We start from the raw sequence: 23,272 nt of genomic DNA on the forward strand, positions 1-23,272 counted from the left end.
GGGCTTTGCTCCTAGACCGGGTCGAGGCCGATGAGACGGGCGGGATTGTGCGCCGTCATGGTGCGGATTTCGTCGGGGCTGAACTCGTAGTCGAGCAGCGTCGTGATGAGCGTGCGCATGCCCTGTACCGGCGTGGAGGCAGCGCGGATGCCGTAGTCGGTGCCGAGCACGAAATGCTCAGGCCCGACCTCGCGGATATCGGCCATCCACTGCGCCGCCGTCCGGCGCGGTCGCGGTACGTCGCCAGAGCGGTCCATGTATTTCTTCTCGACGTAGTAATGCGTGCGCGGCGCATGCGGATAGAGCCAGTCGACGAGACAGCCTTCGAGGAAGAAGCCGCGCCGGGCGGCGTCCTTCTGCTGCTCGATCGAAAGCTGCTGGCGCGCCGGATGGGCGATCAGCACCTTGCGGATGCCGAACTCCTCGGCGAGGTCGAGGATGCGCATCACCTCCGGCCCCGACACATGGCCCGTGTTGAGATAGACGTCGGGATGGTCGGCGACCATCTGCAGGATTTCGGCAAGGTCGTCCGAGATGGGGCCTTCCGTCGGAATGCGCACGGCGCGCGACAGCTCCTCGCGCTCGAATTCCGGAAAGGCGTCCTTGAACGGCACAAGCTCGCCGTCGATCAGCGTCGACTCGCGCGAGGCGGAAAAATAGGTGCAGTGCGAGCCGAAGGAGATGAAGCGGCAGCCTTCCTCCATGTAGAGCGCGGTGCGCACCGAGCGCGGATTGATCCCGCCATGGCAGGAGTTCATGAGATAGCCGCCGAAGGTGCGGATGCCCGGCACATGGCGGTTGACCATCCATGCCGTGCCGGAGGCCCAGCCGAAGACGTCGTAATAGACGATCGCACGCATGCCCGCCTCGCGCGCTTCGATCGCCACCTCGAACGGATCCTGGTGGCCGGGATTGGAGCGCAGCACGGGCCCGGCATGGACGTGGCTGTCGATGGCGCCGACCAGAAGTTCCGACGGCAGCTCCATCGATCGGTCGTAGAAACTCTCGCTCACGGTCATGATGCCGTTTTCTCCCGGTCTGTCTGTTGGGAATTCTGTGTCTCGAGGTCTTCGGCGAGCCAGCAGGCCGCCCTGTGGCCGGTGCCGAGATCGATCATCGGCGGCGCCGCGCGGCAGCGGTCATGCGCCAGCGGGCAGCGCGGTCGCACCGGGCACTCGCCGGGCCTGACGGCGCGCAGATCGAGTTCGCCGCGCATCGGCGGCACCGTGTCGCGACGCGGTTTCAGCCGTGGCGCCGCTGCCAGCAGGGCGCGCGTATAGGGGTGCGAGGGCGATGCGAACACGGAATCCGCCGGCCCTTCCTCGACGATGACGCCGAGATACATGACGAGAACGCGGCTCGCGACATAGCGGACCACCGCCACGTCATGGCTGATGAACAGCATGGCCGTGCGGACCTCGGCCTGCAGAGCCTTCAGCGTCCGCAGCACCTGCGCCTGAACCGAAACGTCGAGCGCCGAGGTCGGCTCGTCGAGCACGATCACCTGCGGCTCGGAGGCGAGGGCGCGCATGATGGCGACCCGCTGCCGCTCGCCGCCGGAGAGCTGGTGAGGATAGCGGTCGAGCGCCGCGGCATGGAGGCCGACGAGGCTGGCGAGCATTTCCAGCCGCTCGCGGCGGGCGGCACGCGGCACGATCTCGAAATTCGCCAGCGCCTCGCCGACGAAGCGCGCCACAGTCATGCGCGGATTGAGCGACGTCTCGGGCTTCTGGAACACGACCTGGACGTTGCGGCGGAAGGCTCGCTTTTTCCGTCCCGCGAGGGCGGTGAAGTCGGCGCCGCCGACCAGCACGTCGCCGCTGTCCGGGCGCTCGAGCCCGACGATGCAGCGACCGAGCGTCGTCTTTCCGCAGCCGCTCTCCCCGATCAGCCCGACGACCTCGCCGGGGGCGATCTCGAGCGAGACGTCGCGCACCCCGACCGGCATCGCATCGGGCTCGGCAGCATTGTGGAAGAGCCGCATGAGCCGCCGCACGGACAGAGCGGGAGCATTCATGACGTGAGCGTTCATGCCGCATCCTCCTGGTAGAGCACGCAGCGCACCTCATGCCCCGCTCGTCGCAGCAGCGCGGGAACACCAGCCTCGCAGTCCGGCCGCGCGAACGGGCAGCGATGCGAGAAGCGGCAGCGCTCGATGTCGCTTCGTCCGCCCCAGACGCTGCCCGCGAGCGGCGCCAGTTCGTGGGGATCGTCAATGTCGGGCACGGCGTCGATCAGGCCCTGCGTATAGGGATGAAGCGGCTCGGCGAAGACGGAGGCGAGCGGCCCACGCTCGACGATCTGGCCGGCATGCAGGATGGTGAGGCCGGAGCAGTATTCCGCCACCAGCGACAGATTATGCGCGATCAGCACGATGGCGAGGTCCCGCTCGCGGCAGAGACGCGTCAGGAAGCGCAGCAGCTCGCGCTCGGTCGTCACGTCGAGCGCCGTCGTCGGTTCGTCGGCGATCAGGAGGCGCGGCTCGGTCGCCAGGGCGCAGGCCATGGCGACGCGCTGCGCCTGGCCGCCGCTGATCTGGTGCGGAAACTTGTCGGCGAGATCGGCATGGTTGAGGCCGCAGACGCGGAAGAGTTCGATCGCCTCCCGCCGCCGCGCCGCTTTCGGCAGTCTCCCCGCGAGCACGCGCTCGACCTGCGCGCCGGCGGTGAGGAACGGGCTGAGGGCGCCCTTGGCGTTCTGGAAGAGCAGCGAGACGCCGTGCGAGAGATTGGAGCGCAGCGCCCTCCGGTCGGATGCTGCGAAGCGGCGGCCGGCGAAGGCGACCTCGCCGGCGGTGATGTCGAGGCTCGCGGCGGCGAGGCCGACGCTGGCCATCATCGAGATCGACTTGCCGGAGCCGCTCTCGCCGACGAGGCCGACGATCTCGCCGTGCCGCACCGAAAGGCTCATGCCCTCGACGATGCGGCGGCGATGGCCCTCGCGCACGGTCTCGATCGTCAGGTCACGTATCTCGAACAGGGCCGGATCGCTCATCTCAACGCTCCTGCCGCCGCGGATCGAGCCCGCTTTCCAGCGCATCGCCGAGCAGGTTCAGGCTGAAGATCGTCGCCGAGAGGACGAGTCCGGGGAAAACGCTCATCCACCACGCGCCCTGCACGAGGAACCTCGTGCCCTCCGCCACCATGACGCCGAGATCGGGGGTGGGCGGGCGGATGCCGATGCCTAGGAAGGAGAGCACGGCGACATTGCCGACCGCCGCCGCGAGGTTGAGGCTCGCGTGGATCGCGATCGGGTTCAGCGTGTTCGGCAGGACATGGCGAAACATGATGCCGAACTCGGTCGCGCCCGAGCAGCGGGCTGCGTCGACATAGTCGAGATGCTTCACCGCCAGCGTCTGGCCACGGATCACGCGCGCATAGAGCGGGATATTGATCAGCACCGTCACGATCACGATGCTGCCGACGCTCGGCCCGATGGCGAGAACGAGCACCATCGCGACCAGGATCAGCGGGAAGGACTGGATGATGTCGACGAAGCGCATCAGCGTGTCGTCGAGCCAGCCGCCGCGATAGCCGCAGACGAGACCGATCAGCGAGCCGATGAGGATCGCGCCGGTAACGCCGACGCCGGCGACGATGAAATCGATCCGGAGCGAGACCAGGGTGCGCGAGAAGACGTCGCGGCCGAAATCGTCTGTCCCGAACCAGTGCTCGGCCGAGGGCGGCAGCAGCGTGCCTGGGGTCGTCAGGATGGGGTCATGCGTGACGAGCAGCGGCCCGAAGAGCGCGACGAGCAGCAGAGCCGCCAGCATCGTGACGCCCGCGAGCCCGAGCGGATCGCCGGCGAAGACGCGCACGTAGAAGGCGCGCCATCCTGCCGCCCGCCCGGCTGGGGCTTTGGTCGCGCGCTCTTTCGTCACGACGGTCTCACTTGCCATAGCCATGACGGATCCTGGGGTCGATCAGCGCATAGGAGAGGTCGACCAGAAGATTGGTGAGCGCGACGCCGGAGGCGACGAGCAGGATGCAGGTCGAGACCGGCGCCATGTCCGAAGTGGTGATCGCGGTGACGGCGTAGCGGCCGATGCCGGGCCAGGAGAACACCGTTTCGACGATGGCGGCGCCGGCCAGCACATTGCCGATGACGAAGCCGAGCGTCGTCACGATCGGAACCAGCGCGCCGCGAAACGCATCGCCGAGAACGACCTGCCGCTCCCTGAGGCCGAGCGCGCGGCCGAAGGTGACGTAGTCCTCGCCGAGCGATTCCCCCATCGCGGCGCGCGTGATGCGGGCGAGCGGCGACACGACACCGAGGCCGAGCACGAGGACGGGGAGGACGAGCTGCCGCGCGGCGGCGAGCGCGACGTCGAGCTTGCCCGCGAGCAGGCCGTCGATCGTATAGAAGCCGATGACGAAGGGCGGCGGCGAATAGAGTGGCGAGAGGCGGCCGACCGGCGTCGGCACCCAGCGCAGCTGATAGAAGAGGACGAAGATCAGGACGATGCCGAGCCAGAAGGCGGGAACCGACTGGATGGCGATGTTGACGATGCGCAGCAGATGATCTGTCGGCCGGCCGCGGCGGATCGCGGCCACCATGCCGAGCGGGATGCCTATCGCTGTCCCGAGCAGGATCCCATAGATCGCGAGTTCCAGCGTCGCCGGAATGCGGCGGGCGAGGTCCTCGCCGACGCTGTTTCCGGTTCCGAGCGAGCGCCCGAATTCGCCGCTGAACACCGAGCCCATATAGCGCGCATATTGGACGATGAGCGGCTGGTCGAGGCCCATCTGGCGGCGCATCTCGGCGCGCTGCTCGTTGGTGATGTCGGGATAGCGGCTCGTCACCGGGTCCGACGGCAACAGATAGGCCATCGAGAAGGCGACGGCGCTGATGCCGAGGAGCACCACCGCGCTGATCGCGATGCGTCGCAGGACATAGGCGAGGACGGGAGGAAGCCGCATCGGTCTCGTCGATTTCCTAAAAGAAGGGAGCCGCGCGCCGGGGAGGCGGCGCGCGGCGATGCGCGGGGAAGCGCGTCAGTTGCAGGGACGGAGCCAGGAGAAGGCGATCGTTCCCCAGGGGAACTTGTTCACGTCGCAGACGCGGCTGGAGACGGCGGCGTTCCAGTTGACCTGGAAGAGCGGCGCCGCGAGATGCTCGCCGTTGAGGATGCCGAGGACCTCGTCCTGCAGCTTCATGTAGCTGGCCTCGTCGCTCTGCGGGATCAGAAGTGCCGCGAGGACGTCCTTGTCGAGGGTCGCATTGGCGAACTGGATGTGGTTGGTCGCGCTGTCGCTGCGATACATCCAGTAGGCCCAGTACATGAAGTCGTTCCACCACGGCCCCATGGCGTGGATGGAGACCTTGAGATCGCGGTTGCCCCAGGCGGCGTCGTCGAACGCGTTCTGGGTCAGCGGCTTGATCTGCATGTCGACGCCGATGCCGCGCAGCGCATCCTGGATGATGACGGCCGCGGCCATGTTGGTCGAGCCCTGCACCACCGGCACCTCGAAGGGCGGCACCTTGCCGGCATATTTGCTCTCTGCGACGAGCTTCCTGGCCGCCTCGACATCGGTGGTGAAATAGGGATCCGCGACATAGCCGGGGGTCGTCACGCCGACGAGGTTCTGCACCGGTGTGCAGAAGCCCTTGCAGACTTCCTTGACGAGGCGGTCATAGGGGATCGCCTTGATCACGGCCTCGCGGATCTTCACGTCGTCGAAGGGCGGAATGTCCGGCTTCCAGCGCAGCACGGTGACGTCCTGCTGCGAGGGGACGCTGAACACCTTGACGGCGCCGGATTTCGCGAGCGTCGCATATTCGTTGGCGGTGACGAAGGCGAAGTCGGCCTCGCCGCTCTCCATGAGCAGCGCGCGCGTCTGCGCATCCGGAACGACACGGAACATCACCTCGGAGTAATAGGGCTTCGCGTCGCCCCAGTAGTCCTTGTTGGCCGTGATGGTGATCGCCTCGCCGCTCTGCTGCTCGCCGAGCTTGTAGGGGCCGGAGCCCATCGCGTTCTTCTTGATCCAGTCGACGCACCAGGTGTCGCCCTCGGCGCGGCCCTTCTCGCAGGCGGCCTTGGACATCACGGTCAGCGACATAGAGGCGAAGTTGCGCAGCGAGTAGCGTCCCATGCCATCGGGATAGGTGATCGCGATCGTGTGCGGATCGATCACCTTCATCTGATCGGTCTTGAAGATGCCGCCGGTCTCGATCTGCGTCGTGCCCCAGCCCATGCGGCCCTCGAGCGCCCGCTGGATCGACCAGTAGACGTCATCGGCCGTGACGGGTGTACCGTCCCAGAATTTGGCGGCGGGGTTCAGGTGGAAGGTGAGCGTCTTGTTGTCGGGCGAGATGTCCCAGGAGGTGGCGAGGCGGGGGACGATCTTCGTCTGGTCGGCGATGCCGGTCGCCGGGTCGATCTCGTAGGTGACCAGCGTGTCGAACAGCTCCATCGCCATCTGGCCGACAAAAGCCGAGGTGTTCTGGGGATCCAGCGTCGCCGGATATTCGTGGTGCAGGTAGATGAGCCGCGGCCCGGCGCCGATCTGGTCGGCCGCGAGCGGCTTCGGCGCGAAGACGGGCTCCGCGGCGGTCGCCGGTCCTGAAAGCGCCGCGGCCGTCATCACGGCTGCGAGCAAGGAAAGGCGATGCCTCGCCGTCTCCCGGCGCGTCGGCCCCCGGTCTCTTTTCATGATTGATCCTGGCATTCGTCACCCTCTGGATTGGCAGGTGTCGCCGTGCCGTCGGCACGGCCCGGACCATGCGTCCGGACCCTGTCTTGTGATGGGTCGAGGGTAGGTTTCGCGCGGCGCGCCTCACAAGTTCACCTTCGGCGCAAACGCGGATACGAACGTATCGAAGGCGCGCCTCCAGCCGCCTTCCCGGGAGGACGCCGAAGCCAGCGCGCCGACGCGGGACCGCCACAAGGTGACTCGTGGGCCTTCGCGCCGGGATCGGCCCGCAAGACCCCTCGGCTCGTCCTCTGCCCCCTTGCAAATCGTCCGAAAATGCTGCCGCATGCCGGAGGTGAAACGATTACCATCGGAGGGCTCGAGCTTGGCCAGGGATGAAATGAGTGCAGCGAGCGGCGTGGCCGCCGTTTCCTATCTGGATCCGGCGGCGCCGGCGCTTTTCGCGGATTCGCTCCGCCGCACGGGCTTCGGCGTGATCCGCGATCATCCGATTCCGCAGGCGCTGGTCGAGGAGATCTACGCCGAATGGCTCGCCTTCTTCGACAGCGATGCGAAGCATGCCTATGCGTCGGGGGCCGGCAGCCATGACGGCTTCTTCTCGCCCTCCGTGTCCGAAATCGCCAAGGGCAATTCAAAGCGCGATCTGAAGGAGTTCTTCCATATCTTCCCGTGGGGACGCTATCCGGCCGAACTGTCCGACGCTGCGCGCCGTTATTACGATCTGGCGAGTGCGCTCGCCGGGGAACTTCTGTCCTGGGTCGAGGCCAATACGCCGCCCGACGTCCGGGACCGCTTCTCGATGCCGCTGGCGCGCATGATCGAAGGCAGCCCGGATACGCTGCTGAGGGTGCTGCGCTATCCCCCGCTCACCGGCGAGGAGGAGCCGGGCGCGGTCCGCGCCGCGGCGCACGAGGACATCAATCTGCTGACGGTTCTGCCGGCTTCCAACGAGCGCGGCCTGCAACTCCTGACGAAGAAGGGCGAATGGGCCGATGTGCCGTCCGACTTCGGCTCGCTTGTCATCAATGTCGGCGACATGCTGCAGGAAGCGTCCGGCGGCTACTACACATCCACGACTCATCGCGTGGTGAACCCCGCGGGGGAAGGCGCACGACGCTCGCGTGTCTCGATTCCGCTCTTCCTGCAGCCGCGCGCCGATGTTGTGCTCTCCGCGCGCTACACGGCCGGCGCCTATCTCGACGAAAGGCTGCGGGAAATCCGTGGGCGCTGAGGGCGGGGGAGCGCTGACAGGTATCCGAGGCTCCAGGCGGCCTGTCAGGACTCCAGCGTGCGCACGCTGTCTCGCTCGATGAGTTCCACGCCGAGCGAGGTCACGAGCGGCACCTTGCGTCCGGCCATCAGCGCGAGGATGCGGTCGACGACATGGGCCGCCACCTGGGGGATCGACGGGGAGACCGTCGTCATGCGCGGCGCGCAGAACTCCGCCTGCTTGCATTCGATGTAGCTCAGCACCGACAATTCGCCCGGAACGTCGATGCCGAGCTGATACGCCGCCTGCAGGACGCCGAAGCTGAACTGCGTGCCGAAGGTGAACATCGCGGTCGGCCGCGGCTGCCGTTCGAGCATCGCCAGCGCCTTGTCGCGCGCGTCGCCGAACGCATAGCTGGTCTCGACGGTCCAGCGCGGATCGATGTTGAGGCCGAGACGGGCCGCCGTCTGGCGGGTTCCTGCCAGCAGGCCCTGCGCGCGCTGGAGCATCGGTCCCGTCATCAGGCCGATATCGCGATGGCCGCGTTCGGCGAGATAGGTCAGCGCCATCTCGGCCCCGCGTTCGAGATGCTCGACGACGCCCTGCTTGCGGAATTCGCCCGGCCTGTCCCAGTTCAGCAGCACGCTCGGCATCCGGGCGGCAAGTCCGGCCTCGTCGGCGATCCACTCGTCCGAGTGGCCGAGCACGACAACCCCGGCGGCGCGCTGCAGGAACGACGCGAGCGGCCCGCCCTGGCGCATGCGCTCGAGCGTCGCGAGCTGCACCCGCAGCACGTTCAGATCGCGATCGGCAAATCCCTTCTCGATCGCGGCCGAAAGGTCGTCGAAGAAGGATGTGTCGGCGTGCGGCGTGGCGAGAAAGATGACGGGAACCTCGGCCGTCTTGAACCAGGCCGCGAGACTGTCCTTGCGATAGTCGAGCGCCGCGATCGCCTTGCCGATCCGCTCGGCCGTCGGGGTGCTGACGGCCTTGGTCTTGTTGAGGTAATGCGACACCGTGGCGATCGATACGTTCGCCAGCGCCGCGACGTCCTTGATCGTCGCCATACCGTCCTGCTCCCTGCCGCGATCTTGCAGGCGCGGCGGCGCCTGTCCAGCGCCCGCGCCGATCCCGAGGGCCGATCGCCGCCTCATTCCACATCACGCTCCGCCCATCAAACGGTCTTGACGCCGGAGCGGCGCCGACTAAGGTAATGGAAAACGTTTAACCAGCCAACGAAAACAGCGTCGACGTTCTCGCCCCCCGAAAGGGCCTGGCCAAACGGCGCGTCCATCCAGAGCGATCAGCAACCAGTGATTCAGGGAACAGTCACAGCCATGTCGACCATCACCCGCCGGGGTCTCGCGACCCTCCTCCTCGGCGTCGCCAGCATCGCCACCGTCGGCCTCGCGGTCGCGAGCGGCCCCGCCGCCGCCGCGGACAAGCCGAAGAAGGTCATCTTCCTCGTCAACGGCACGCTCGGCGACAAGTCCTATTTCGATCTCGGCGCCGCCGGAATCGAGGCGATCAAGGCCAAATATGGCGATGCCGTCGAGACGAAGATCCTCGAGATGGGCACCGACCAGACCAAGTGGCAGCCGGCCTTCGAGGACGTGTCCGAACAGGACTGGGACCTGATCTTCGCGTGCACCTACGAAATCTCGGACATCCTCGCCGAGGTCGCGCCGAACCATCCGGACAAGACCTATGCCGTGATCGACGCCGTGGTACCCTTCGAGCAGGGTGATCTCGGCAATATCTACGCCGTCTCGTTCAAGCAGAACGAAGGCTCCTACCTCGCGGGAATCCTCGCGGCGGGCCTCCTGAACGACGGCACCATTCCCGCCGACCAGGGCACGTCGATCGGCTTTCTCGGCGGCATGGACATTCCCGGCATCAACGACTTCCTGACCGGCTATATCGAGGGCGCGCGTTCGGTCAATCCGGATATCAAGGTCGCGATCTCCTATGCCGGCACCTTCGACGATGCGGCCAAGGGCAAGGAACTCGCACTGGCGCAGTACCGGTCCGGGACGGCGATCGGCTTCAACGTCGCCGGCCAGACCGGCCTCGGCCAACTCGCGGCCGCGAAGGAAGTCGGCAAGTGGGCGCTCGGCGTCAATTCCGACCAGGAGGCGATCTTCAAGGACAGTGATCCGGCCATGGCCGCCTGGGTGGCAAGCTCGATGGTCAAGAAGGTCGATGTCGCCATGCTGCGGGCCTATGACCTCTATGTCGAAGGCAAGCTGCCGGTGGGCAAGGTCGAGGCGCTCGGCCTCGCCGAGGATGCGGTCGGTCTGGTCGAGACCGGAAATATGGCGAAGCTCGCCTCTCCGGCGCTGAAGGAGCAGATTGCGACCGCGAAGGCCGGCATCATCGACGGCTCGATCAAGGTGACGTCCGGCTTCGGTCTCGACACCGACACGCTGAACACGCTGCGCGACAGCGTCCGTCCCTGAGCCTCGCAATGACCAGCCCGCCCGTCGTCGCCTTCGCAGGCGTTTCGAAGACCTATGGCAACGGCACACTCGCGCTCGACGCGGTTTCGTTCTCGATCGCGGCTGGCGTGATCCACGCCATCTGCGGCGAGAACGGGGCGGGCAAGTCGACCCTCATGAAGATCCTGTTCGGGCTCGAGCAGCCTTCGGCGGGCACCGTGATGATCGACGGCGAGGTGGCGGCGATCACGTCGCCCCGCATCGCCGCCGCCAGGGGCATCGGCATGGTGCACCAGCATTTCTCGCTGGTGCCCTCGCTGACCGTCACCGAGAACATCGTGCTCGGCCAGGAGCCGCGCCGCGGCGCCTTCATCGACCGGGCGGGCGCGCGCCAGCGGGTCGTCGATCTCGCGCAACGCTACAATCTCAACGTCGATCCCGACGCCGTCGTCCGCACGCTTTCGGTCGCCGCGCAGCAGAAGGTCGAGATCCTCAAGGCGCTGTCGCGCGACGTGCGCGTGCTGATCCTCGACGAGCCGACCGCTGTCCTGACGCCGCCCGAGACGGACGAGCTTTTCGAGCGGCTGCGCGACCTCCGCGCGGCCGGGCTCACCATCCTGTTCATTTCGCACAAGCTGCGCGAGGTGCGGGCGCTCGCGAGCCATGTCACCGTGCTCAGGGCCGGCCGGCTTGCCGGCGACGACCCGCTCGCCGCGATCGGTGACGATGCGATCGCCCGCCTCGTGATGGGCCAGGCGGCGCGGCCGGAACCGAAGCGCGGCGGCCGCGCGGCGGGCGCCGCCACCGTCACGCTCGCCGGCGTCTCCCTTGCCGCCCGCGACGCGGCCGACCGCCTGCACGGCATCGAACTCGCCATCCATGCCGGCGAGATCCTCGGCGTCGCCGGCGTCGACGGCAGCGGCCAGCGCGGCCTCGTCTCGCTGTTGACCGGCCGTCTGCAGCCGAGCGGCGGCGCGATCGCCTATCACGGCTTTCCGATCGCCGGCCTTGGGACCGCGGCGCTGCGCCGGCGCGGGCTTGCCCATCTTCCGGCCGACCGGTTCCATGACGGCGGATCGAAGCGGATGTCGCTGGTCGAGAACGCCATGGCCGGCGCGCACCGCCTCGCAGCCTTTTCAGCGGGCCCCTTTCTGAAGCGTCATGCGATGGAGGCGCGGACCGCCGAGATGATCGAGCAGTACAATGTCCGCGCGCCGGGACCGAGGGCGCCGCTCTCGGCGCTATCCGGCGGCAACGCGCAGAAGCTGATCGCGGCGCGTGAGTTCGCGACGGAGCCGCGCTTCCTGATCGCCGACCAGCCGACACGCGGCATCGATGTCGCCGCCGCGGCATTCCTGCACGAGCGGCTGTCGGAACTCGCCGGAAGAGGCTGCGCCATCCTCCTCATCACCGCCGATCTGGACGAACTGCTGAAGCTTTCGGACCGGATCGTCGTGCTCCATGCCGGCAGGATCGTCGCCCGCATGGTGAACGGCCCCGACCTGACGCCGGAGCGGCTCGGCCCCTCTATGCTCGGACTGGAGGCTGCGGCATGATCCGCTCCGCCTTCGCTTCCCTCGTCCTCACCGCCCTCCTGCTCGTGCTCGTCGTCGGCGTCGTGCTGGTGCCGATCGCGATGCGCCTGCCGGATCCGCTCGCGGTGCTCGACATGTTCGTGCTCGGCCCGTTCCGCAATCCGCGCCATACCGGCAACATCGTCGAGATGGCGACGCCGGCCATGATGTGCGGCCTCGCCGTGGCGATCATGTTCCGAGCCGGCATGTTCAATCTCGGCGTCGAGGGCGCCTTCTTCCTTGGCGGCCTCGCGACGGTGGCGACGGTGCTGGTCGTGCCGCTGCCCGGCTGGGCGATGGCGCCGGTCGGCCTCCTCGTCGGCGCCGTCGTCGGCTCCAGCATCTGCGCGGTGCCCGGCTATCTCAAGGCGCGCTACGAGGCTTCGGAACTCGTTTCCTCGCTGATGCTGAACTTCGCGGCGCTCTTCCTGGGGCTCTTCATCGTCAACTATTTCCTGCGCGATCCGGCGGCCGGGGCCATGGTCTCCTACAAGATCCCGGTGGACGCGCGACTGCCGCGCCTCGTCGGCGGAACGCGCATTCATCTCGGCACGATTGTCGCCGTGGCCGCCTGCCTGATCGGGGCCGTCTATCTCTTCATGACGCGCGGCGGCTTCGAATCGCGGATCGTCGGCCTCAATCCCGGCTTCGCAGCGCATCTCGGCCTGCCCATCCGCTGGATCACGCTGCGCGCGCAGCTGATCGGCGGCCTGATCGCGGCCGGCGCCGGCGGCATCGAGATGCTCGGGATCTATCAGCGCTTCTCGTGGCAATCGCTGCCCGGCAATGGCTGGACGGGCGTGGTGGCGGCCATCCTCGCCCGCGACAACCCGATCCTGATCATCCCCGCGGCGCTGTTCCTCTCCTACCTCCAGGTAGGCGGCGACCTCATCGCGCGCAATTTCGACGTGCCGAGCGAAGCCGTCGGCCTCATCCAGGCGCTGGTGCTGCTGGTCGTCACCTCTTCGGCGATCATGCGCAATCCACGCCTCATGCGCTTCATCCAGGGACGCAGCAATGCTGCGACCAAGACGGGCGAGCCGAAGGCCGCCGAACGGAGCCCCGCATGACCGAGCTCGATCTCATGGGCCTCGTCGACTTCGTCCCGGCGGTCCTCCGCGTCACGACTCCGATCCTCCTCGCCGCGCTCGGGGTGCTGATCTCCGACCGCGCCGGCGTCCTCAATATCGGCGTCGAGGGCATGATGCTGTCGGGCGCCTTCGCGGGCGTCGTCGCGAGCGCGGCCACCGGCAGCGCGACGGCGGGCCTCCTCGCGGCCATCGTTGCCGGCGGCCTGCTAGGCGCCGTGCTCGCCGCCGCCGTGCAGATTCTCAAGTCCGACCTCATCCTCTCCGGCATCGCCCTCAACATCGCCGCTGCGGCGGGGACCACGTTGCTCCTCTTCCTGATGACCGGCGACAAGGGCATGTCGGGCTCGCTGGCGAGCAAGGTCCTGCCGAATGTCGCCATTCCTTGGATCGCCGACGTACCCGTTCTCGGCACGCTTCTGTCCGGCCATCACGTCCTCACCTATGCCGCCTTCCTGGCGGTTCCGGGGGTGGGCATCTTCCTGACGCGCACGCCCCTCGGCCTTCGCCTTCGCGCCGTGGGCGAGAGCCCGGAATCGGCGGCCATCGCGGGAATCAACGTCGTTCGGGTTCAGGTCATGGCGCTGATCGTGTCCGGGGCTTTCGCCGGAACGGGCGGCGCCTTCCTCTCCATGGGCTATGTCAGCTGGTTCTCGCAGGACATGAGCGCAGGTCGCGGGTTCATCGCGCTGGCCGCCGAGGTCATGGGGCATGGCGGGGCCTCGGGAACGATGTTCGCCTCGCTGCTTCTCGGTGCGGCCGAGGCCATCGCCGTCGCGCTGCAGGGCAGGGGGCTACCGAGCGAACTGATGCAGACCGTGCCCTATGTCGTGCCGGTTGTCGCGCTCGTCGTCTATGCAAGGCGCCGCCAGCGCCTTCTCGCGCGAGCCTGACCCGCCGCGATCCCCACCTTACCCAAGATTCATACGCATCGCCGGGCCCCGGCCGCGGCGGACAGAAAGGACGCTTCGCTGATGGAAACGATCAAGGTCATCTTCGACACGGACCCCGGCGTCGACGATGCCATGGCGCTCCTCTTCCTGCATCGCGCACCGCAGGTGGAAATCGTCGGCGTCACGACCACTTTCGGCAACGGCCGGATCGATACGACGACCTGGAACGCGCTCTACCTGACGGAGCGCTTCGGCATCGACGCACCGGTCGCCAGCGGCCCGGCGGCGCCCCTGGTCGGGCCGGCGCCGCCGCCGACGGACTTCGTCCACGGCGCGAACGGCCTCGGCGACATCCCGCTGCCGGCAACTCTCCGCCGGAAAGCCGACCCGCGGCCGGCACATCGCTTCATCATCGACACGGTCCGTGCCCATCCGGGCGAAATCACCATCGTCGCGGTCGGGCGGATGACCAATCTCGCCCTGGCGCTTCGCGAGGACCCTGCGATCGCCGGCCTCGTCCGCGAGATCGTCATCATGGGTGGCGCCTTCGGCCATAACGGCTTCCACGGCAATGTGACGCCGGTGGCCGAGGCCAATATCCATGGGGATCCGCTCGCCGCCGACGAGGTGTTCGGCGGCATCTGGCGGATCACCGTGGTCGGGCTGGACGTCACGCAGCGCACCCAGATGACGACCGACTATCTTCGTGCGCTCGCGCGGGATGGCGGCGAGGCGGGGCGGTTCATCTGGGACATCACGCGCTTCTACGTGGCGTTCCATCACGCGGCAGGCGTCGCGGACATGTTCGTCCACGATTCCTCCGCCGTCGCCTATCTCATCGATCCGTCGCTCTTCACGACGCGGCGCGGATCGATCCGCGTCGTCACCGATGGGATCGCGACCGGCCAGACCATGCTGAAGCCGGACGAGTACAATTTCCCGCCCGGGCCCTGGGACGACCGCCCCTCGCACGCCGTCTGCATCGACGTCGATACGGCCCGGCTGCTGTCGCTCTACCGCGACACGATCACCGCAGCCTGAGGACGGCGGCAACCGGCCGGTGATCCCGGCCGGCCTCTTCTGCTTTCGGAAGCTGCAATTCGGGCATCGAGCAAGCGCAGCGCGTCGTCCCCGGCACCCCCGGGCGAGGTGAGAAGGGGTCTCTCGGCGACCGTCATATCCTCCCGGTCCGCGGACCCCGAGTCCGTCAGCGCCGGATGAACAGGCCGAAGCCGTTCCCGCCGAGATAGCCGATCCTCATTTCGCCCGCCGGCCCGAAGGCGACCGACGAGAGCGAGCCGTCCGGCTCGTTTTCGCTGGAAGGGCTGATCGCGAACGTCCCGCCGTCCCGATGGCGCAGCGGGTAGGTCTGGCGCGCTGGACCGATCGAGAGCTCGAGACGATCGCCGACCTCCGTGATCGTCGCCTCGCCGAAATAGGGATTGGCATAGACGCCGACATAGCTCGAGAGTGCCGCGGCCGCGGTCGGATGTTCCGGTGGCTGCTTTCCGACGAGATCGCCCACCGGCTTCGAGAGCGCGCCGAGACGCGGCCCGTACAGGGCGAACCAGTCCGTCGTGATGTCGCCGAACTGGACGAGATCCATGAACGATGCGCCGATGGCCTCGGCCGCGCCGGTCGATGCCGCGTTGGTCAGGATGACAATGCCGACATCGGCCGAGGGCAGCATGGCATAATAGGTGCCGGCTCCGCGCGCGAAGGCGCCCGAATGGCTGATCAGCGTCCGGCCGGCCGGCGTGATCCCCACTCCGAAACCGTAACCATAGAAGCCTGGCCGCGCGTCGACGGCGTAGGACGGCGACGAGATCATTTCAGCCGTAATCGCGGGAAGCAGCGCGTCCTCGGGAATGATCCGCCGGCCGCCGAACTCGCCTTTCTGAAGGATCATCGCCATCCAGCGCGCCAGATCGTTCACCGACGAACTGACGCCGCCGGCAGGCGATTGCTCATCCGGTTGTCGCTGGTATTTCGGCTGGTAGACGTCGCCCACCTTCACGTGGCCGAAGGCGCGATCCGGCCGCTTCTCGAAATCGGCGAAACGGGAGCTCGTCGAGGTCATGCCGAGAGGTTCGTAGAGGGCGGTCTCGGCGAGATCCTCCCATGGCTTCCCCGCCGCGGCGGCAACCGATTCAGCGGCCGCCGTCAGTCCGAAATTCGTGTAGGCATAGGTGTCGCGAAAGCCGTCGAGCGGCAACAGGCGCAGACGCTCGAGGACGGCTCGCCGATCAAAGCCGATATCCTCCAGATCGTCGCCGGCATGATCCGGCAGACCCGAGCGGTGGCTGAAGAGATCGGCGATCGTGACATGCTGCGTCACCCATGGATCCTTCAGCGCAAACCAGGGCAGGTGGGTGACGACCGGCGTGTCCCATGCGACGACGCCACGTCCGACCGCGTGGGCGACCACGCTGCCGGCGAGCGACTTCGACAGCGAGGCGATCTGGAAGACCGTGTCGGCATCGACGGGAGCCGGGTCGCCGACCTTGCGCACGCCGAAGCCTCTGGCGTAGACGGTTCGCCCGTCATGGACGACGGCGATGGCCAGACCCGGAATGCCGGTGCGGCTCATGATCGACTGAGCAATCGCGTCGAGGCCGGCGACCGCCTTATCGATCTGTCCGTCGGGAATGGGAACGGCCGATATCTGCGGCGGCAGCACATCGGCAAGAACCGCAGCAGCGAGCACCGGGCTTGCGAGAAGGGCGAGCGCTACGAGGGACGCTTTCAGCGTCCGATCGATGGCGCGCGACGCAAATCCGTCCGAACCTGGGGCGCGGTCATTCATCATGTCAGGTCCTCCCCCGGTGGTCATCATGCGAAGCGCCCGTACCGGTCTATCGGTGCATTCGACGACATGTCGCGATCGGAACTCTAGCGCGAAATACGCCTGCGCCGACAAGACTCGGCCATCAGGTCAGACGCTCCGGATACACGCGCCGGCAATCAGCCGTGCTTAGACGATGGTGTCCCATGCCGGTGGCACCCGACCGAAAGCTTGTCGTCTCTCTGTTCACAAGTGACTCCAAACCGACGCGCGAGGCTGTTAGAACAAAACATGAACATAGAAAGGTGGGCCGATGGCACAGAGCAGCCTCGACAAGCTCCGCATCCTCGCCGATGCAGCGAAATACGACGCCTCCTGCGCTTCGTCGGGGGCGGAGAAGCGGATCGCGAAGCCCGGCGGTATCGGCTCGACGACAGGCAGCGGCATTTGTCATTCCTACACGCCGGACGGACGCTGTGTGTCGCTCCTCAAGATCCTGCTCACCAATTACTGCCTGTTCGACTGCGCGTACTGCATCAACCGCCGCTCGTCGAATGTGCGGCGGGCGCGGTTCAGCGTCGACGAAGTCGTCGATCTGACGCTCGGCTTCTACAAGCGCAACTATATCGAGGGGCTTTTCCTGTCCTCCGGTATCATACGCTCGCCCGACTATACGATGGAGCAGATGATGCTGGTGGCGAGGAAGCTGCGTCGCGACCATGGCTTCGCCGGTTATATTCATCTGAAGGCCATCCCTGAAGCGAGCCCCTGGCTTCTGGAACAGGCCGGCCTTTTTGCCGACCGGATGTCCGTAAACATCGAACTCGCATCCGATGTGAGCTTGAAGAGGCTGGCTCCCGAGAAGGACAGCCGCTCGATCAGCTCGGCCATGGGCCAGATGAGCGAGCGCATCGCCGAGGCGCGCGAGGAGCGGCGCTCCTTTGCGCCGGCCGGCCAGAGCACGCAGATGATCGTCGGCGCCGACGAGACCACCGACGAGGCGGTCCTGCGCACCAGCGCCACGCTCTATTCGGAATACCGATTGAAGCGCGTCTATTATTCCGCCTTCAGCCCGATTCCCGAAGCGAGCCCGAATCTGCCGGTCAAGGCACCGCCGCTTCGTCGCGAGAACCGCCTCTACCAGGCCGACTGGCTGCTCCGTTTCTACGGCTTCACAGTCGAGGAGATCGCGGCCGGCGGCGAGGGGGGTATGCTGGATCTGCGCATCGACCCGAAGCTGGCTTACGCCCTCAAGCATCGAGAGCGCTTTCCGGTCGATGTAAACAGCGCTGATCGCGAACTGCTCCTGCGCGTTCCCGGGCTCGGCAGCCGCGCGGTTGATAAGATCATCGCCAGCCGGCGCCAGACCCGGCTCAGATGGGAGGACGTCGCGCGGCTCAGCGGCGGCCTCCGCCGCGCCAGGGTATTCCTGGTGACGGCCGACCATCATCCCGCCCGACTGATCGACCGGGCGGATCTCCGCGACCGGCTGACGCCGCCGGCGCGGCAGTTGAACCTCTTCGAATGAAGCGGCGCGTCGAGCTTCAGGAGGGCGCCGATCTCGACGGGTTCCGGCGCGCCGCCCGGGCCCTCTTCGCCGGGCAGGTGCCGCCTGAAGACATCGTATGGACCACAGGCGGCATTCCGGCCCTGTTTGGCGAGGGACAGGTACCCGAGGCGCCGCGGTTGGCGCTTCCGCGCGCGGTCGCCGATCTCGTCGGTCTCGTCGTCTGTCATCGCGATCCCGAGCGGTATGCGCTCCTCTATGCGCTCATCTGGCGGGTGCTGCACGGAGAGCGCGACTTGCTCACACTCGCGAGCGATCCTCTCGTCCATCGCCTGGCGATGATGGCGAAGACGATCCGGCGCGATGTGCACAAGATGCATGCCTTCGTCCGCTTCCGCGCCGTCCCGGCCGATGGCGGGGAGCATTTCGTCGCCTGGTTCGAGCCCGATCACTTTGTTCTCGCGCTCGCCGCGCCTTTCTTCGTCGATCGCTTCCGCGGCATGCGCTGGTCGATCCTGACCCCCGTGGGCTCGCTGCATTGGGACACCGTCGCGCTGGCGATCGGCCCGGCGGCGGATCGGCGCGATGCGGCGGGCGGGGACATTATCGAGGAAAGCTGGCGCGGCTACTACGAAAGCGCCTTCAACCCGGCCCGGGTCAATCCGGCGTTGATGCGAGCGGAGATGCCGAAGCGCTATTGGCGCAACCTGCCGGAGGCGAACCTCATCCCGGGCCTCGTCCGATCGGCCGCCTCACGCGTTGGGGAGATGACGGAGCGCGCGGCCGTGCCCTCCGCCAAGCGCAATCCGGAAAAGGCGGTGGCAGCCATGTCGGACCAGGACCCCAAGACGCTCGAGGCGCTCAACAGCCTGATCGCAGCTTCCGAACCAATGGTAAAGGGCGGGACGCGCGCCGTGCTCGGCGAGGGGCCGATCGGGGCCGACATCGCTTTTGTCGGCGAGCAACCGGGCGATCAGGAGGATATCGAGGGGCGGCCGTTCGTGGGGCCGGCCGGCGTGATGCTCGATCGTGCGATGCGTGAGGTCGGCATCGCTCGCTCCAGGGTCTATGTCACCAATGCGGTGAAACATTTCAAGTACGAGCAGCGCGGCAAGCGGCGGCTGCACCAGTCCCCGACGGCCGGCGAGGTGAAGCACTATCGCTGGTGGCTGATGCGCGAGCTTGCTTTCGTCGAGCCGAAGCTGGTGGTGGCGCTCGGCGCGACCGCCGTCCTCGCGCTGACGGGAAAGGCGTTGCCAGTGACCAGGATGCGCGGTCCTCACGAGCTCGGCGGCCACAAGGGCTTTATCACCGTCCACCCGTCCTACCTGCTGCGCATCCCCGACCCCTCCGCCAAAGAAGCCGCCTACGCCCAATTCCTCGACGACCTCAGCGCCGTGAGGGCGCTGTCGGCGGAGGTAGAGCGGTGAGGGTGCATAGGCAGAGGAAATCGAGACGTGCGGGGCCCAACGGCCCCAAGATAGTTGCCGCGAGCTGAGGCAAGGCTTTCGCCATTTCAGCGCCGATCCGATGCAGGCGGCCGAAATCCTGAACGAACCGAACGGCATCGCGCGCGCCGAGCTGCGCCGCCGATGACAGGCATGGCGGGCGCCCGGGATTGCGGCGCAATCCGCGCCTCGCTGATATCGTCGCCGGCTGCCCGGCGCTCTCTTCGATCGGGCGCTGGAACGCCGTGCGGCTCCGACCGGCGGGATCGAATCCCCTTGATTCGCCGGCTTCAGAAGCGAACCTCGAGCGTGCCCTCGACGGCGTTGTCGGTCGCGGCGTCGGCGATCTGCCCGGAATAGCGCAGCCCGAGATCGAGCTGGCTGCTCGGCCGCAGGCCGAGGAAGGCATCGATCAGCGCCGCGTCGCGGGCGATCGGAGCGCCGGCGACCGTGAAGCTCGAAGAGCCCGCGAAGGCTGCCGTCGCTTCCGGGACGACATCGCCGAACGCATGCTGCCAGCCGATGCCGCCATGCGCGAGCAGCTTCATGCCGTCCTGGATGTCGTAGCTCTGCGCCATGCGGATGCCGACCACGCCGTAAGTGGTCGACATGCCGCCTTCGCCGAAGGCGAGCGCCGCCGGGCCGCCGGATTCCGAGTAGCCGTCCACGGCGAGATCGACATAGGCGAGATTGGCGAAGGGTTCGATCGTGCCGTTCTGGACGCTGAAGCCGTAGGCCGCCTCGCCGAAGGCCTGGGCCGTGCCACCGCCATAATCGGCGGAAAGGAACTCCGCCTCCGGCGTCAGCGCTGCGCGCGACGTGGCGATGTCGTGCCAGCTGTAGCCGGCGCCGAAGCGCAGGCTCATCGCGCCCTGCCGTGTGCCGCCATAGAGCGCGACGTCGTAATTGTCGCTCGATCCGCCGCCGCCGATGCCGCCCAGCGAGAAATCCGACCGGCTATAGCCACCGGCGACGCCGACGCGCCAGTCCGCGCCGAGCGCGGCATCCGCGCCGAGCAGGAAGCCGCCGATCGATCGCGACAGCGCCGCGGCATTGCCGTCGGAGGAGGTATCTCCCCATCCGCCATAGGCCTGCGACCAGGCGGTGGCATCGAGGCCCGGGGCGAGACGCGCGGTCTGATTGCCCGTGCCGGCGGCGCCGTCGGTATCGGCGAAGGCCTGCCGGACGCGGCGCGATACGGCGTCGCGCAGATAGATCGACTGTTGCTGCAGCGTGGATTCGGCCGATGCGCTCACTTCGCCCGACAGGCTCGCGAGGACGCCCGGCGCCTCCGCTGCCCCCATCAGGGCCAGCGACTGGTTGAGCGGTGATCCGAGGCCGAGGCTGTCGGCCGCCAGCGCGGCACTGCGGGCGTTCTGTGTCGTCGCATAGTCGGCATAGCTCACCGCGCTGCGTCCGAGCGTCAGCACGCCGTTCTCGTCGAGGCTTGCTCCGAGAAAGGGGAGGGGCGCATCGGCGGTGCCGAACAGCGGCGACGCGACCGTGAAGGCGGATGCGATCGACCCCGCCTCGACGACGGCATAGGTGTTTCCGAGCGAGGGCAGGAAGTCGTTGGTCGGCAGCAGAAGGAGCGTCGCGCCGCCGGCGGTCAGTGTGCCGCCGACACTCAGGAGGTCCGAAACGCCGTTCGGGCCGATCTCGGCCGCCAGATACGAGCCCGGTTCGAACACCGCGTCGCCCGACACCGCGATGGCGCCGACCGAGTTGCCGGGCGAGACGATGCCGCCCGCCTTGACGACGAGCCCGCCGACGCTGCCATTGCCGTGATGTGCGCCATAGAGCGTCAGCGTTCCGGACACCGCGCCCTGGTTGGCGAAGGGACCCCAGGCGGTAACGTCGCCGTCGATCGTGCCGGTATTGGTGATGGTGCCCGTGTTGGTGACCGTGCCCTCGACAAGGCCGCTATTGGTGAAGCTCCCTGAATTGGCGAGCGCGCCGATCAGGGTTCCGCCATTCGTCCAGGTCCCGCTGTTGTCGACGCTGGCGGTGACCGTCCCGGAATTGTCGACCGTGCCCGTGTTGACGAAGGTCGCAGCGCTGCCGGTGTCGATCTCGCCGCTATTGGTGAGCGTGCCCGAGTTGACGACGGCGCCGGAGAGCCTGGCGCCGTTTTCGTTCGTCCAGGTGCCGCTGTTGTCGACGGCCGCAAGAACCGTTCCCGCGTTCTCCACGGTTCCGGCATTGACGAAGGCCGCCCCGGAGCCCGCGCCGACGAAGACGCCGTCGTTCACGAGCGTGCTGCCTTCGGCGACGGCATAGCCATTGTTGTAATCGGCGAAGCGGGCGTCGGTCGCCACCGTGAGGTCACCTGTCATCGACCCGTTCAGGATCGTGGTCCCCGAGGCTGCCGTCACGCCGCCGTCATTGGTGACGGCGCCGTTCAGGATGACCGTACCCCCGGCGAGCGTCAGGCTGCCGGGGCCGAAGATGGCGGCGTCGAAGGTAGCGGTGTCGGCGGTGGTGATCGTGCTGTCGCCGACGAGCAGCACCGGCAGGTCGGTCGCGAAGTCCTGCGTCAGCACCAGCGGGCCGGTGGCGGCGATCAGCTGGTTGACGCTGACATTGGTCGCGTCGCTGAAGCCGTTCGCCGCTACGCCGAGGAAGCCGCCATCGGCGTCGAAGAGGACATTCAGCCCGGCATAGCTGTGAAGGCCGGAATTGACGAAGCCGCTTTCGGGCGAGCCGATGCTGACGAAGGACGGCGTCTGCGGATTGCTCATGTCGCCGACGATGAAGCTGTAGGTCGCGCTGCCGCCGGCGAGGCTGATGGTGATCTCGGTGCCGGCGGGGGCAGGGCCCTTGTTGCCGCCCGGCACCTCGAAGAACGAGCCGGGAATGCCGGTGTCCATCAGGAGATTGGCGTTGCTCGACGTGCCGGCGAGCGTGACATCGGCGACGACCGACTGCCAGTTGGGAGCGGCGCCATCGACGCCGGCGCTTTGGAGAACGAGCTGCGAATAGGTGAAGGCCGAAGCCGAGGTGTTGGCCGCGGTGAGGCCGAGCTCGACGCCATTTGGCGTGATGATGTAGCCGCGGCGCAGCGCGCCTTCCGCCATTCCGTCGATATTGAGGAAGAGGTTGTAGGCCTCCGACGTCGTCGGCGCGGCCTTGAGCAGCTTGTTGAGTTCCTTGCCTGTCAGCGAGAGGTCGAGCGTGCCCGTTCCCATCGTGTTGCGGTCGTAGCCGACGCCCATCATGCTGACATGGTTGACCGCGTATTCCGCATCGCAGGGATCGGCGCCGACGCCGAGGCAATAGGCCTCGGTGACGACGAGAACCGGCAGTGTCGCGCTGACCTTCGTCGGGTTGCCGTTCGCGTCCCTGCCGTTGTCGAGCTCGACCTGGAAATCGTTGAAATAGCCGGTGAGGAGCAGCCCCGAGCTATTGTAGTATTCCCAGCCCGGCGTTCCGGCCGTCGAATAACTCTGGAAGTAGTTGGCCGAAAGCACGAGCCCGACCGAACCGGTATCCATCGTGACCGTGACGGGGCTGCCGCTGACATTGAGCCCGACGAGCAGGGTGCCTTCCTGGGCGAGCGCCGATTGCAGCGAGTTCTTGTACTCGACCGAGTAGGACTGCGTGTAGCCGTCGTAGAGGCTCCAGCCCGCAGCCAGTGCCATCTCCGGCGCCGTCAGACCGAGAAGGGCCAGCG

Annotated in this window: 17 protein-coding genes; 8 read left to right on the plus strand and 9 right to left on the minus strand. The window is 67.3% G+C overall.

The genetic code is table 11. The features are described 5' to 3' along the window. Positions 1-11: 11 nt before the first annotated feature. The 6 genes from QO015_RS17185 to QO015_RS17210 all read right to left on the minus strand — a co-directional run bounded on the left by QO015_RS17185 (position 12) and on the right by QO015_RS17210 (position 6,656). Positions 12-1,019 (minus strand): DUF6282 family protein, encoded by a 1,008-nt coding sequence (locus tag QO015_RS17185; RefSeq protein ID WP_266282744.1) that lies wholly within the window; start codon positions 1,017-1,019, stop codon positions 12-14. Next, complete coding sequence (locus QO015_RS17190) at positions 1,016-2,032, minus strand: oligopeptide/dipeptide ABC transporter ATP-binding protein (protein ID WP_266282742.1); 1,017 nt, start codon at positions 2,030-2,032, stop codon at positions 1,016-1,018. Before QO015_RS17190 ends, QO015_RS17185 begins: the two co-directional genes overlap by 4 nt. After that, complete coding sequence (locus QO015_RS17195) at positions 2,029-2,994, minus strand: ABC transporter ATP-binding protein (protein WP_266282740.1); 966 nt, start codon at positions 2,992-2,994, stop codon at positions 2,029-2,031. Before QO015_RS17195 ends, QO015_RS17190 begins: the two co-directional genes overlap by 4 nt. Before the next feature lies 1 nt (position 2,995). Next, positions 2,996-3,904, minus strand: a complete 909-nt coding sequence (locus QO015_RS17200) for an ABC transporter permease (RefSeq protein WP_266282738.1) — start codon at positions 3,902-3,904, stop codon at positions 2,996-2,998. Then, positions 3,888-4,919 carry an ABC transporter permease gene (locus QO015_RS17205; protein WP_266282736.1) on the minus strand — a complete coding sequence of 344 codons (1,032 nt, stop codon included), beginning with the start codon at positions 4,917-4,919 and terminating at the stop codon, positions 3,888-3,890. The genes QO015_RS17200 and QO015_RS17205 overlap by 17 nt, the downstream gene beginning before the upstream one ends. Positions 4,920-4,994: 75 nt before the next feature. Then, complete coding sequence (locus QO015_RS17210; RefSeq protein ID WP_266282734.1) at positions 4,995-6,656, minus strand: ABC transporter substrate-binding protein; 1,662 nt, start codon at positions 6,654-6,656, stop codon at positions 4,995-4,997. Positions 6,657-7,035: 379 nt separating this feature from the next. Between QO015_RS17210 and QO015_RS17215 the strand changes: the two genes are divergently transcribed. Continuing rightward, the gene (locus QO015_RS17215) at positions 7,036-7,887 is read left to right on the plus strand and encodes an isopenicillin N synthase family dioxygenase (RefSeq protein ID WP_266282732.1); all 852 of its coding nucleotides are present in this window, start codon (positions 7,036-7,038) and stop codon (positions 7,885-7,887) included. A gap of 44 nt (positions 7,888-7,931) precedes the next feature. Here QO015_RS17215 and QO015_RS17220 read toward each other — a convergent pair whose 3' ends face one another. Then, the gene (locus tag QO015_RS17220) at positions 7,932-8,933 is read right to left on the minus strand and encodes a LacI family DNA-binding transcriptional regulator (RefSeq protein WP_266282730.1); all 1,002 of its coding nucleotides are present in this window, start codon (positions 8,931-8,933) and stop codon (positions 7,932-7,934) included. A 270-nt stretch (positions 8,934-9,203) separates the two neighbouring features. Here QO015_RS17220 and QO015_RS17225 point away from each other — a divergent pair, with 270 nt between their 5' ends. From QO015_RS17225 to QO015_RS17245, 5 genes are all read left to right on the plus strand, one after another. After that, the gene (locus QO015_RS17225; RefSeq protein ID WP_266282728.1) at positions 9,204-10,325 is read left to right on the plus strand and encodes a BMP family ABC transporter substrate-binding protein; all 1,122 of its coding nucleotides are present in this window, start codon (positions 9,204-9,206) and stop codon (positions 10,323-10,325) included. A gap of 8 nt (positions 10,326-10,333) precedes the next feature. After that, complete coding sequence (locus QO015_RS17230; protein ID WP_266282726.1) at positions 10,334-11,860, plus strand: ABC transporter ATP-binding protein; 1,527 nt, start codon at positions 10,334-10,336, stop codon at positions 11,858-11,860. Beyond that, a complete protein-coding gene (locus QO015_RS17235; RefSeq protein ID WP_266282724.1) occupies positions 11,857-12,948 on the plus strand; it encodes an ABC transporter permease in 1,092 nt (363 codons plus the stop codon). The genes QO015_RS17230 and QO015_RS17235 overlap by 4 nt, the downstream gene beginning before the upstream one ends. Continuing rightward, positions 12,945-13,859, plus strand: a complete 915-nt coding sequence (locus QO015_RS17240; RefSeq protein WP_266282722.1) for an ABC transporter permease — start codon at positions 12,945-12,947, stop codon at positions 13,857-13,859. The genes QO015_RS17235 and QO015_RS17240 overlap by 4 nt, the downstream gene beginning before the upstream one ends. Before the next feature lie 81 nt (positions 13,860-13,940). Beyond that, positions 13,941-14,900: a nucleoside hydrolase gene (locus tag QO015_RS17245; protein ID WP_266282720.1), complete on the plus strand. Its 960-nt coding sequence runs from the start codon at positions 13,941-13,943 to the stop codon at positions 14,898-14,900. 166 nt (positions 14,901-15,066) lie between these two features. Here QO015_RS17245 and QO015_RS17250 read toward each other — a convergent pair whose 3' ends face one another. Next, positions 15,067-16,668 carry a serine hydrolase gene (locus QO015_RS17250; RefSeq protein WP_266282706.1) on the minus strand — a complete coding sequence of 534 codons (1,602 nt, stop codon included), beginning with the start codon at positions 16,666-16,668 and terminating at the stop codon, positions 15,067-15,069. Positions 16,669-16,957: 289 nt separating this feature from the next. On the opposite strand from QO015_RS17250, the gene QO015_RS17255 reads away from it, so the two are divergent. After that, a complete protein-coding gene (locus tag QO015_RS17255) occupies positions 16,958-18,172 on the plus strand; it encodes a putative DNA modification/repair radical SAM protein (protein WP_266282705.1) in 1,215 nt (404 codons plus the stop codon). Beyond that, positions 18,169-19,581, plus strand: a complete 1,413-nt coding sequence (locus QO015_RS17260; RefSeq protein WP_266283270.1) for a UdgX family uracil-DNA binding protein — start codon at positions 18,169-18,171, stop codon at positions 19,579-19,581. The genes QO015_RS17255 and QO015_RS17260 overlap by 4 nt, the downstream gene beginning before the upstream one ends. Before the next feature lie 308 nt (positions 19,582-19,889). On the opposite strand, the gene QO015_RS17265 is transcribed toward QO015_RS17260, so the two are convergent. After that, positions 19,890-23,240: an autotransporter outer membrane beta-barrel domain-containing protein gene (locus QO015_RS17265; RefSeq protein ID WP_266282704.1), complete on the minus strand. Its 3,351-nt coding sequence runs from the start codon at positions 23,238-23,240 to the stop codon at positions 19,890-19,892. Positions 23,241-23,272: the final 32 nt, after the last annotated feature.

This window comes from Kaistia geumhonensis (genome assembly GCF_030815145.1).
Classification (GTDB): domain Bacteria; phylum Pseudomonadota; class Alphaproteobacteria; order Rhizobiales; family Kaistiaceae; genus Kaistia; species Kaistia geumhonensis.

What these genes read in the sequence shown, in the direction of transcription:
- QO015_RS17185 (WP_266282744.1), bottom strand. Translation starts at nt 1,019, where the DNA reads ATGACCGTGAGCGAGAGTTTCTACGACCGATCGATGGAGCTGCCGTCG.
- QO015_RS17190 (WP_266282742.1), bottom strand. Translation starts at nt 2,032, where the DNA reads ATGAACGCTCACGTCATGAATGCTCCCGCTCTGTCCGTGCGGCGGCTC.
- QO015_RS17195 (WP_266282740.1), bottom strand. Translation starts at nt 2,994, where the DNA reads ATGAGCGATCCGGCCCTGTTCGAGATACGTGACCTGACGATCGAGACC.
- QO015_RS17200 (WP_266282738.1), bottom strand. Translation starts at nt 3,904, where the DNA reads ATGGCTATGGCAAGTGAGACCGTCGTGACGAAAGAGCGCGCGACCAAA.
- QO015_RS17205 (WP_266282736.1), bottom strand. Translation starts at nt 4,919, where the DNA reads ATGCGGCTTCCTCCCGTCCTCGCCTATGTCCTGCGACGCATCGCGATC.
- QO015_RS17210 (WP_266282734.1), bottom strand. Translation starts at nt 6,656, where the DNA reads ATGAAAAGAGACCGGGGGCCGACGCGCCGGGAGACGGCGAGGCATCGC.
- QO015_RS17215 (WP_266282732.1), top strand. Translation starts at nt 7,036, where the DNA reads ATGAGTGCAGCGAGCGGCGTGGCCGCCGTTTCCTATCTGGATCCGGCG.
- QO015_RS17220 (WP_266282730.1), bottom strand. Translation starts at nt 8,933, where the DNA reads ATGGCGACGATCAAGGACGTCGCGGCGCTGGCGAACGTATCGATCGCC.
- QO015_RS17225 (WP_266282728.1), top strand. Translation starts at nt 9,204, where the DNA reads ATGTCGACCATCACCCGCCGGGGTCTCGCGACCCTCCTCCTCGGCGTC.
- QO015_RS17230 (WP_266282726.1), top strand. Translation starts at nt 10,334, where the DNA reads ATGACCAGCCCGCCCGTCGTCGCCTTCGCAGGCGTTTCGAAGACCTAT.
- QO015_RS17235 (WP_266282724.1), top strand. Translation starts at nt 11,857, where the DNA reads ATGATCCGCTCCGCCTTCGCTTCCCTCGTCCTCACCGCCCTCCTGCTC.
- QO015_RS17240 (WP_266282722.1), top strand. Translation starts at nt 12,945, where the DNA reads ATGACCGAGCTCGATCTCATGGGCCTCGTCGACTTCGTCCCGGCGGTC.
- QO015_RS17245 (WP_266282720.1), top strand. Translation starts at nt 13,941, where the DNA reads ATGGAAACGATCAAGGTCATCTTCGACACGGACCCCGGCGTCGACGAT.
- QO015_RS17250 (WP_266282706.1), bottom strand. Translation starts at nt 16,668, where the DNA reads ATGATGAATGACCGCGCCCCAGGTTCGGACGGATTTGCGTCGCGCGCC.
- QO015_RS17255 (WP_266282705.1), top strand. Translation starts at nt 16,958, where the DNA reads ATGGCACAGAGCAGCCTCGACAAGCTCCGCATCCTCGCCGATGCAGCG.
- QO015_RS17260 (WP_266283270.1), top strand. Translation starts at nt 18,169, where the DNA reads ATGAAGCGGCGCGTCGAGCTTCAGGAGGGCGCCGATCTCGACGGGTTC.
- QO015_RS17265 (WP_266282704.1), bottom strand. Translation starts at nt 23,240, where the DNA reads ATGGCACTGGCTGCGGGCTGGAGCCTCTACGACGGCTACACGCAGTCC.